Below are 9,369 nucleotides of genomic sequence, written 5' to 3'. Positions count from 1 at the left end.
TTCCGCGGCGCCAGCGCGCGCGATGAAACAGACCTGAGCCGAGATCACGCCGCCGGCTCCTTCTTCGCCTTGGCCTTGGGTTCGGCGTTGGGGATATTCTTGATCGGCTTGGCGGCCGAGCCGTCGTAGAGCTTGGGGTCCTGCAGGGTCAGCGGCCCGCCCTCGGGCGCCGAGCCCTGGCGGCCGATGGCCGAGCCCGGCGGCGGCGTGCGGCCGGCGGCGAACTCGTCGAGCAGCTTGTCGAAGCTCTCGACCGTCAGGTCCTCGTAGTAATAGTCGTTGATCGCGGCCATGGGCGCATTGGAGCAGGCCCCCAAGCACTCCACTTCCTGCCAGTAGAACTTGCCGTCCGCCGAGACGTGGTCCTTCGGCCCGATCCGCTTCTTGCAGTGGGCCATCAGCTCGTTCGCGCCGCGCAGTGCGCAGGGCGTGGTGCCGCAGACCTGCACCAGGGCGTGGGTGCCGACCGGCTCCAGCATGAACATGGTGTAGAAGGTCGCCACCTCGAACACCCGGATCACCGGCATGCCCAGCAGCTCGGCCACCGCGCGCAGGGCGGGCTCGGAAACCCAACCTTCCTGCTTCTGGACGAGCCACAGGATCGGGATCACCGCCGACTGCTGGCGGCCCGGCGGGTACTTGGAGATCCACCACTTCGCCTTCTCCAGCGTTTCGGCGCTGAAGGCGAAGCTATCCGGCTGGTTCGGGGAGAGGCGGCGAACGCTCAACGGTCCCTCACTTCACGAAGTCGACGCGGGCGATCTTGCCGCCGGCGATGGTGTAGATGGCGGCGACCTGGAAGGTCGCCCCGCCGGGCGTGCGCTCCACGTGCTCGTGGTCGATCACGGTGTTCCCGACCACGATCCGGTTGAGGAGCTTGGCCTTGTTCTGCGGGAAGTCGGCGAAGACCTGCTCGTACTTGGCGCGATAGGCGTCGATGCCCTGGATGGTCACCGCCCCGTTCAGGTCGGCCACCACCACGTCGTCGGCGAAGCAGGCGCAGTGCGCGTCCAGATCCTGGGCGTTGTAGGCGTCGAGCTGGGCCTGGGCGAGATCGGCGGGGGAAAGGACGGGCGCGCTCACCGGTCGATCTCCCCGAAGACGATGTCGAGCGAGCCGAGGATGGCGGACACGTCGGCCAGCATGTGGCCGCGGTTCATCCAGTCCATGGCCATCAGGTGCGGATAGCCCGGCGCCCGGATCTTGCAGCGGTACGGCTTGTTGGTCCCGTCGGAGACCAGATAGACGCCGAACTCGCCCTTCGGGGCCTCGACCGCGGCGTAGACCTCGCCTTCCGGCGTGCGGAAGCCCTCGGTGTAGAGCTTGAAGTGGTGGATCAGGGCTTCCATCGACCGCTTCATCTCGCCCCGGCGCGGCGGAACCACCTTGTTGTCCTCGGTCATGACCGGGCCGGCGGTTTTGCGAAGCATGTCGACGCACTGGCGCATGATCTTCACCGACTCCCGCATCTCCTGCATGCGGCAGAGGTAGCGGTCGTAGCAGTCGCCGTTCACGCCCAGCGGGATGTCGAACTCGAAGTCGTTGTAGTTCTCGTAGGGTTGCGTGCGCCGCAGGTCCCAGGGAATTCCCGAGCCGCGGACCATCACGCCAGAGAAGCCCCAGTTCAGGGCTTCGTCCCTCGTCACCTTGCCGATGTCGACATTGCGCTGCTTGAAGATGCGGTTGTCGGTGATCAGGGTCTCGATATCGTCGCAGACCCTCAGGAAGTGCGGACACCAGTCGCCGATGTCGTTGACCAGGGCCTCCGGCAGGTCCTGGTGGACGCCGCCGGGACGGAAGTAGTTGGCGTGCAGGCGCGCCCCGCAGGCGCGCTCGTAGAACACCATCAGCTTCTCGCGCTCCTCGAAGCCCCAGAGCGGCGGCGTCAGGGCGCCCACGTCGAGAGCCTGGGTGGTCACGTTCAGCAGGTGGTTCAGGATCCGGCCGATCTCGGAATAGAGCACCCGGATGATCTGGCCGCGGATCGGGACCTCAACGCCCAGCAGCTTCTCGATGGCCAGGCAGAAGGCGTGCTCCTGGTTCATCGGCGCCACATAGTCGAGGCGGTCGAAGTACGGGACGTTCTGCAGGTAGGTCCGGTACTCCATCAGCTTTTCGGTGCCGCGGTGCAGCAGGCCGATGTGCGGGTCGACCCGCTCCACCACCTCGCCGTCCAGCTCCAGCACCAGGCGCAGCACGCCGTGCGCCGCCGGGTGCTGCGGCCCGAAATTGATGTTGAACTTGCGGACCGCGGTTTCGCCCGAGGCGACCTCGGCCGTCTTGCCGGCGGTGATGTCGGTGGATTCGCCGGAGGTGTTCACCACCGCATGGGGCATGTCGTCGGCCATCACTTAGCCTCCGCCTTCTCGTCGCCCGGCAGCAGGTATTCAGCGCCTTCCCAGGGCGAGAGGAAGTCCCAGTTGCGGAACTCGACGGACTTCACCGGCTCATAGACCACGCGCTTGAGCTCCTCGTCGTAGCGGAGCTCCACATAGCCGGTCATCGGGAAGTCCTTGCGCAGCGGATGCCCGTGGAAGCCGTAGTCGGTCAGGATCCGGCGCAGGTCCGGGTGGCCCTCGAAGAACACCCCGTACATGTCGAAGGCCTCGCGCTCGTACCAGTCGGCGCAAGGATAGACCCCGGTGACGGTCGGAACCGGCGTGTCCTCGTCGGTCTCGATCTTCAGCCGGACGCGCCGGTTCTTGGAGAGCGAGAGCAGGTGATAGACCACGTCGAAGCGCCGGGCGCGGGTGGGATAATCCACGCCGGCCAGGTCGATGAGTTGCTCGAAGCCGAACTTGTCGCGCAGCAGGGTCAAGGCCTCGACCACGCGGTTGGCCGGCGCGGTCAGGGTCAATTCGTCATAGGCCAGATGGAAGCCGGCGACCGCGCCGGCCCCGTCGGCCACGGCCTGCTGGCCGAGCGCTTCGAGGTTTTGGACGGGAACGGGCCAGGTCATCGCTCGATCGTCCCCGTGCGACGGATCTTCTTCTGCAGCTGCAGCACGCCGTAGACCAGGGCCTCGGCGGTGGGGGGGCAGCCGGGCACATAGATGTCCACCGGCACGATCCGGTCGCAGCCGCGCACGACGGAATAGCTGAAATAGTAGTAGCCGCCGCCGTTGGCGCAGGAGCCCATGGAGATGACGTAGCGCGGCTCCGGCATCTGGTCGTAGACCTTGCGGAGCGCCGGGGCCATCTTGTTGCAGAGCGTGCCGGCGACGATCATCACGTCGGACTGACGGGGGCTGGCGCGCGGCGCGAAGCCGTAGCGCTCCAGGTCGTAGCGCGGCATCGAGGCCTGCATCATCTCGACCGCGCAGCAGGCCAGGCCGAAGGTCATCCACATCAGTGAGCCGGTGCGCGCCCAGGTGATCAGGTCGTCGGCCGCCGCCGTGATGAAGCCCTTGTCGGCCAGTTCGCCGGAGACGCCGTCGAAGAACGGGTCGTGCAGCTTGGGATCGTAGCCTTCGACGGTCGAACGCGCCGCCGAGCCCGCCGGAACGATCACTCCCATTCCAGGGCTCCCTTCTTCCATTCGTAGATGAAGCCCACCGTCAGCACGCCCAGGAAGGTCATCATCGACCAGAAGGCGAACTGCGCCGTCTCGGGCGGCAGGTTCATGAGCGACACGGCCCAGGGGAACAGGAACGCCACCTCGAGATCGAAGATGATGAAGAGGATCGAGACCAGGTAGAACCGGACGTCGAACTTCATCCGCGCGTCGTCGAAAGCGTTGAAGCCGCACTCGTAGGTCGACAGCTTTTCCGGATCGGGCGACCTCGGCGCCAGCACCGCCGAGGCGATGATGAAGACGAGCCCCAAGGCCCCCGCGATCCCCAGGAAGATCACGATGGGCAGGTACTGGAGAAGAAAGGCGTTCATGGATTCCTCGGAGGAGTCGCGCGCCCTTCTAGACCAGCCTCGCGCGGGGTTCAAACGGTGCGGAGCGGACTTGGTTGTCGCAGGCGCCTGAAGCGCCCGAACGCTCGGCGCCGAGCAGCTTCCCCAACCGTCGGCATGTGGAATTCTTCTGCGGATTCCGGATTCTAGCCGTCAGGCCTCATGAAAATTGAGAACCGGTCTCAACTGTACAAAGAACTTCGTCATGTGAAAAATCGGCTCCATCGAGCTCTTCGCGCGAAGAGACTCGTTGACACGATTCTAGTCCGCACCTATCAGACGCGCCTCGCGGCGACGCGAGCACCACGCGGGTGTAGCTCAGTTGGTTAGAGCGCCGGCCTGTCACGCCGGAGGTCGCGGGTTCGAGCCCCGTCACTCGCGCCACGTTTTCCAGGAAAACCAGAAGACGCAGCCGCCGCTCACGCCTCGGCGCGCAGCGGCTTGAGCGCGCCGGCCCAGCGGGCGAGCTCGATCAGCATCGCCGCCGCACCCTTCCCTTGCCCTTCCGTCGGGGTGAAGACGCCCTCCCCGTCGATCTGCTGGCCGACCATGGGGATGCTCACCTGCTCGGCCATGGGCATGACCTTCAGGCTGGTCAGCATCAGGCGCTCGGCCTGCACCGCCCGCATGCCGCCGGAAACGCCGCCATAGCTGACGAAACCCGCCGCCTTGTGGTGCCACTCGCGATAGACATAGGTCAGGGCGTTCACGAAGGACGGCGGCGGGCCGTAATTGTATTCCGGCGTCACGAAGACATAGGCGTCGGCCGCCGCCACGCTGGCCGCCCAGGCTCGGGTATGGGCCTGCTCATACCTCTGCAGGCGCGGATGGTGCGGCTCGTCATAGACCGGCAGGGCGAAGTCGGCGAGGTCCACCAGCTCGGCCTCGAACCCGCCGTGGCCTTGCGCCGCCGCATGGAACCAGCGGCCGACCGACAGGCCGACGCGGCCGGGGCGGGTCGAACAGACGATGGTGTGAAGCTTGAGCATCGGGACCCTCGCGAACCGGAAAGCCCCCGCTATAGCAGCCCCCTACTCCGCCAGCACCCTGGCCTTCTCCAGCACGAAGTCGTCCGGATTGGGCGCCAGGGTCGCGCGCCAGTAGTCGACCAGGGCGAAGGGCCAGTTCTGGGTCACGCGGCCCTTCTCGCTCTTGTACCAGCTGGTCACCTGCGGGCAGCCCCAGGCCATCAGCTTGTTGCCGGCGTCGACCTTGGCGTTGAAGGCGTCGTGGACTTCGCGCTTGGGCTCCATGGCCGCCGCCCCGGTCTCGGCCAGCAGCTTCAGGCAGCCGACGATGTAGCGCACGCTGCATTCGGAGAAGAAGATGATCGAGCCGTTGACCACGATGTTGGTGTTCGGCCCGTAGATCATGAAGAGGTTCGGAAATCCCGGCGTCGTCATGCCGAGATAGGCGCGCGGGTCTCCGTCCCAGGTCTCGTGCAGGTCGGCCCCGCCCCGGCCCTTGATCCTCATCGGCCACAGGAACTTCGAGGCGTGGAAGCCGGTGCCGTAGATGACGACGTCGAAGGTGCGCTCCGCCCCATCGGCGGTGACGACGCCCGCCTCGGTGATCTCGGCGATCGGTTCGGTGACCAGCTCGACATTGTCGCGCTTCAACGCCGCCATCCAGACGCCGTTGTCCAGCAGGGCCCGCTTGCCGCCCGGCGGATAGCTCGGGATGACCTTCTCCACCAGGTCGGGCCGGTCGGGCGCCTGGGCGCGGATCGCCTCGGCGATCATTTCGCGGAACATCATGTTGGCGGCCCCCACAGCGGTGGGCGGCCCTCGCCAGTCCGGATCGGCGGCCACCATCGGCAACAGGCCGTCGGTGACCATCCAGAACATCCAGAACCGGTACCACTTGTCGTAATAGGGCACGTGCTCCATCAGCCAGTTCATCCCGGCGGGCACGTCCTCGTGGTAGTGCGGCACCGGGAAGCCCCAGGGCGGCGTGCGCTGGAAGACGGTCAGCGAAGCGACCTTGGGCGCGATCTCCGGCGCGAACTGGTAGGCGCTGGCGCCGGTGCCGATCACCGCCACCCGCTTGCCGGCGAGGTCGACGTCGTGACGCCACTCCGCGGAGTGGAAGGCCACGCCTCCAAACCGCTCCCTTCCCTTGATGTCGGGGAAGCGCGGCCGGTTGAGCTGGCCCACGGCGGTGACCACCGCATTGGCCTCGAGGTGCTCCACGCCCGAGGGCGTGCGCAGGCGTACGCGCCAGAGCGCCCGCCTCTCATCCCAGGCCATCTCCTCGACCGTGGTCTGGAAGCGGACCTTCTCGCGGATCCCGTAGCGGGCGGCCACGCCGCGGAAATAGTCCAGCAGCACCGGCTGGGTGGAAAAATGCTGCGGCCAGAAGTGGTTGGGCTCGAAACTGTAGGAATAGATGTGGTTCGAGGAATCCACCCGGCAGCCGGGATAGGTGTTCTCGTACCAGGTGCCGCCGACATCGGCGTTCTTGTCGACGATCTCGAAGGGCACGCCCGCCTGGCTGAGCCGGATGGCGGTCAGCAGGCCCGACATGCCCGCGCCCACGATCAGCACGTTCAGCCGCCGCGCCGCGGCCTTCAGCTCCGGCGCCTTCCAGTCCGGATCCTTGGAGGAATGGCCGTCGAGCGCCAGCTCATCGCGCAGGAAGTCGCCATAACCCTCGGGAATCTCGGCGCCGGCGACGAAGCTCATCATCTTCTCGGCGACTTCGGGGGAAGGCGCGCGCGCCAAGGGAACCTTGCCGGTCAGGTAATTCTCGATCGCCACCTTGGCGGCGGCGCGGATCTTGGCCTCCTCTTCGGGGGGAAGCCCGGTGTCGCCGCGCGACAGCGGCGTATAGGTCGGCCGCCACTCCGGCCGCAGCCAGCCGGGATCGCCCGTCAGATGCACCATGGCGGCGATCAGCGCCGGGAGATGGGCGCTTTCGAGCGCCTGATCGAGGGGGGCCAGGTCCACGGCCATGCTGTTCCTCCCACAGGTTATCGTTCTTCTTTTGCGGGAGCTTACGCCTCTCCCCGGCGAGGAAAAGGGCGCCGTCGCGTCAGGCGCGGCGCCGACTCCAAAAGCCGACGCGCTCGCGCGCGGTCCTATAGGAAGTGGATCGCCATGGCGTCAGTTCACGATCCGCACCGGCAAGCTCTCGTAGCCCTTCACGAAGCTGGAGCGGACGCGTCTGGGCTCCTCCACGACCTCGATGTGAGAAAACCGCTTCAGGATCTCTTCCCACACGATCCGCAGCTGCATCTCGGCCAGCCGGTTGCCCACGCAGCGATGGATGCCGAAGCCGAAGGAGAGGTGCTGGCGCGGCCGTGGGCGGTCGATGATGAAGCGGTCGGGCTCCTCGATCACGGCCTCGTCGCGATTGCCCGAGACGTACCACATCACCACCTTGTCGCCCTTGCGGATCTCTTTGCCGCCCAGCTCGATGTCGGCGACCGCGGTGCGGCGCATGTGGGCCAGCGGCGTCTGCCAACGGATGATCTCGGGCACCATGGAGCCGATCAGGTCCGGGTTCGCCCGCAGCTTGGCGTACTGGTCGGGGTTCTGGTTCAGCGCATAGAGCCCGCCGGAGATCGAGTTGCGGGTGGTGTCGTTGCCGCCGACGATCAGCAGGATGATGTTCCCCAGATACTCGTCGGGCGTCATGTTCCGCGTCGCCTCGCCGTGCGCCAGCATCGAGACCAGGTCGCCCGCCGGCGGCTGGTTCACCCGCTGGTTCCAGAGCTCGGTGAATTCGGACAGGCAGGCCATCAGCTCGGCCTGCCTGTCTTCCTCGGTCTCGCAAAGCGCCCCGGGCCCCGGCAGGCAGGTGGCGACGTCGGACCAGCGGGTCAGCTTCCGACGCTCTTCGAACGGAAAGTCGAACAGGGTCGCCAGCATCTGGGTGGTCAGTTCGATGGAGACGCGGTCGACCCAATCGAAAGTCTCTCCCACCGGCAGCTCGTCCAGGATCTTCGCCGCCCGCTCGCGGATGATCGGCTCCAGGATCTGCAGGTTGGCGGGCGAAACCACCGGGCTGACGGTCTTGCGCTGCACGTCGTGCTTGGGCGGGTCCATGGCGATGAAGCTAGGCCGCCGCAGGTCCGGCCGTGCGTCGCGGATGGTGATGCCGCCCAGGGCCGCCTCGGAAGAGAAGATCTGGTGGTTGGTGTCCACCGCCATGATGTCGTTGTAGCGGGTGACCGACCAGTAGGGGCCGAACTCGGAGTCCCGGCACCAGTGCACCGGATCCTCGCGGCGCAGGCGCTCGAAGTAGGGCCAGTGGGTGTTGGTCCGGAAGAGCTCCGGATCGCCGGGGTGGAACTCATCGAGCGGCAGGGAATAGGCGCGCGCCCGCGCCTCGTCGGCCAGTTTCAGGGCGCCGTCGGCCATCGGATCCTCCCGTAATGCGGCGCAGGTCCGCGGCCGAAATGGCCGTCGCCGGCGCCGTCCAAGGGCCATGGAAACCCAATCGGCCGGCGCCCGCAACGCCTTGTAGAATCCAAACTAAGTTCGATTTCCGCGTCAGGCCTGGGCTTGGCGGATCGCCGCCATCACCGTTTCGTCCAGGCGCTTGCCCGACGCCTCCAGGTTCTCGACCAGATGCGCCATGCGGGTGGCGCCGAACACCGCGCACGAGACGTTCGGGTCGGCCAGGACGTAGGCCAGGGCCGCTTGCGCGCCGGTCATGTCCGGCAGGCGGTGCAGGAAGCCGAACCGGGCGCCGCGGACCACGTCGGCGCGATGGTTCTTCAGGGCCCGCAGGGCGTACCAGACGTCGCGCACCGCGCGCAGCTTCAGCACCTGGCCGCCGGTGTGGCCCATGGCCAGGGCCATGCCGGCGAGAACCCCCTTCCCTTGCCTCGCCGCCTCGGCGATCACCGGCGCCCGCTCCGGGCGCAGGACGTTGTAATCGACCATCACCACGTCGATGGCCGGCAGGGCGGCGACCGCCTCGATAACCGCCGGGTCGAAGCTGTTGACCCCCACCGCCCGCACCAGGCCGCGGCGTTTGAAGCTTTCCAGCAGACCCAGCATCTCGTCGTTCAGCTCGGCGACCGACGGGCCATGCAGCTGGAGCAGGCCGAGCCTCTCCAAACCCAGGGTCTTCAGGCTGCGCTCGAGGCTGGCGGCGACGGCGGCCGGCGCCATGTCGCGCACCACCCGCCGCCCGTCGTGACGGGTGCCGGCCTTGGTGGCCACGACCACGCGGTCCAGGTCGCGCCCCTTCAGCGCCCGGCCCAGGCGCGGCTCCGCCTCGCCGCCGGAATAGCTGGCGCCGGTGTCGAAGAAGGTGACGCCGCGCTCCAGGGCCGCATGCACCAGGCGATGAGCCTGGCGCTCGTCGAAGGCGGCCTTGCCCCACCAGCTGGCGCAGCCGAGGCCGATCTCGGACACCTGCAGGCCGGTCCTGCCGAGGGGACGATAGAGCATCGGGGCCTTTCGTTGAATCGGACCGGCGAAGCCTACGCCCTTTGCATGGGCGTTCGCAGCTT

At 67.2% G+C, this 9,369-nt stretch carries 10 protein-coding genes and 1 tRNA gene; 1 reads left to right on the top strand and 10 read right to left on the bottom strand.

The genetic code is table 11. The features are described 5' to 3' along the window. Nucleotides 1–44 precede the first annotated feature (44 nt). The 6 genes from nuoE to ACK41C_RS14845 are packed head-to-tail and all read right to left on the bottom strand — an operon-like array spanning nucleotide 45 to nucleotide 3,884. Entirely contained in the window at nucleotides 45–728 is a 684-nt protein-coding gene (gene nuoE / locus ACK41C_RS14870) for an NADH-quinone oxidoreductase subunit NuoE (RefSeq protein ID WP_409655822.1), read from the bottom strand. 7 nt (nucleotides 729–735) lie between these two features. Continuing rightward, a complete protein-coding gene (locus tag ACK41C_RS14865) occupies nucleotides 736–1,083 on the bottom strand; it encodes a nuclear transport factor 2 family protein (protein WP_409655820.1) in 348 nt (115 codons plus the stop codon). Beyond that, a complete protein-coding gene (locus ACK41C_RS14860) occupies nucleotides 1,080–2,348 on the bottom strand; it encodes an NADH-quinone oxidoreductase subunit D (RefSeq protein WP_409655818.1) in 1,269 nt (422 codons plus the stop codon). The genes ACK41C_RS14865 and ACK41C_RS14860 overlap by 4 nt, the downstream gene beginning before the upstream one ends. Then, on the bottom strand, nucleotides 2,348–2,959 hold the full coding sequence (locus ACK41C_RS14855) for an NADH-quinone oxidoreductase subunit C (RefSeq protein WP_409655816.1): 612 nt from the start codon (nucleotides 2,957–2,959) through the stop codon (nucleotides 2,348–2,350). The genes ACK41C_RS14860 and ACK41C_RS14855 overlap by 1 nt, the downstream gene beginning before the upstream one ends. Further along, entirely contained in the window at nucleotides 2,956–3,537 is a 582-nt protein-coding gene (locus ACK41C_RS14850) for a NuoB/complex I 20 kDa subunit family protein (protein ID WP_409655814.1), read from the bottom strand. The genes ACK41C_RS14855 and ACK41C_RS14850 overlap by 4 nt, the downstream gene beginning before the upstream one ends. Next, complete coding sequence (locus tag ACK41C_RS14845; RefSeq protein ID WP_409655812.1) at nucleotides 3,507–3,884, bottom strand: NADH-quinone oxidoreductase subunit A; 378 nt, start codon at nucleotides 3,882–3,884, stop codon at nucleotides 3,507–3,509. The genes ACK41C_RS14850 and ACK41C_RS14845 overlap by 31 nt, the downstream gene beginning before the upstream one ends. Before the next feature lie 325 nt (nucleotides 3,885–4,209). Here ACK41C_RS14845 and ACK41C_RS14840 point away from each other — a divergent pair. Further along, a tRNA-Asp gene (locus ACK41C_RS14840) sits at nucleotides 4,210–4,286 on the top strand. 35 nt (nucleotides 4,287–4,321) lie between these two features. On the opposite strand, the gene ACK41C_RS14835 is transcribed toward ACK41C_RS14840, so the two are convergent. From ACK41C_RS14835 to ACK41C_RS14820, 4 genes are all read right to left on the bottom strand, one after another. After that, nucleotides 4,322–4,891, bottom strand: a complete 570-nt coding sequence (locus ACK41C_RS14835; RefSeq protein ID WP_409655810.1) for an NADPH-dependent FMN reductase — start codon at nucleotides 4,889–4,891, stop codon at nucleotides 4,322–4,324. 42 nt (nucleotides 4,892–4,933) lie between these two features. Beyond that, on the bottom strand, nucleotides 4,934–6,856 hold the full coding sequence (locus ACK41C_RS14830) for a flavin-containing monooxygenase (protein WP_409655808.1): 1,923 nt from the start codon (nucleotides 6,854–6,856) through the stop codon (nucleotides 4,934–4,936). A 150-nt stretch (nucleotides 6,857–7,006) separates the two neighbouring features. Continuing rightward, complete coding sequence (locus ACK41C_RS14825; RefSeq protein WP_409655806.1) at nucleotides 7,007–8,266, bottom strand: cytochrome P450; 1,260 nt, start codon at nucleotides 8,264–8,266, stop codon at nucleotides 7,007–7,009. A gap of 132 nt (nucleotides 8,267–8,398) precedes the next feature. Then, nucleotides 8,399–9,307 carry an aldo/keto reductase gene (locus ACK41C_RS14820; RefSeq protein WP_409655804.1) on the bottom strand — a complete coding sequence of 303 codons (909 nt, stop codon included), beginning with the start codon at nucleotides 9,305–9,307 and terminating at the stop codon, nucleotides 8,399–8,401. Between the last annotated feature and the right edge of the window lie 62 nt (nucleotides 9,308–9,369).

The sequence above is a fragment of the Phenylobacterium sp. genome, assembly GCF_046290725.1.
In the GTDB taxonomy this organism is placed as follows: domain Bacteria; phylum Pseudomonadota; class Alphaproteobacteria; order Caulobacterales; family Caulobacteraceae; genus Phenylobacterium.
Note: the sequence above shows the minus strand (reverse complement) of the source record. Positions and strands in the feature narration are given on the sequence as shown.

Bases quoted from the DNA above. Each gene is read 5' to 3' on its own strand.
- ACK41C_RS14830 (WP_409655808.1), bottom strand. From the start codon at position 6,856: ATGGCCGTGGACCTGGCCCCCCTCGATCAGGCGCTCGAAAGCGCCCAT.
- ACK41C_RS14820 (WP_409655804.1), bottom strand. From the start codon at position 9,307: ATGCTCTATCGTCCCCTCGGCAGGACCGGCCTGCAGGTGTCCGAGATC.
- ACK41C_RS14825 (WP_409655806.1), bottom strand. From the start codon at position 8,266: ATGGCCGACGGCGCCCTGAAACTGGCCGACGAGGCGCGGGCGCGCGCC.
- ACK41C_RS14835 (WP_409655810.1), bottom strand. From the start codon at position 4,891: ATGCTCAAGCTTCACACCATCGTCTGTTCGACCCGCCCCGGCCGCGTC.
- ACK41C_RS14845 (WP_409655812.1), bottom strand. From the start codon at position 3,884: ATGAACGCCTTTCTTCTCCAGTACCTGCCCATCGTGATCTTCCTGGGG.
- ACK41C_RS14850 (WP_409655814.1), bottom strand. From the start codon at position 3,537: ATGGAAGAAGGGAGCCCTGGAATGGGAGTGATCGTTCCGGCGGGCTCG.
- ACK41C_RS14855 (WP_409655816.1), bottom strand. From the start codon at position 2,959: ATGACCTGGCCCGTTCCCGTCCAAAACCTCGAAGCGCTCGGCCAGCAG.
- ACK41C_RS14860 (WP_409655818.1), bottom strand. From the start codon at position 2,348: ATGGCCGACGACATGCCCCATGCGGTGGTGAACACCTCCGGCGAATCC.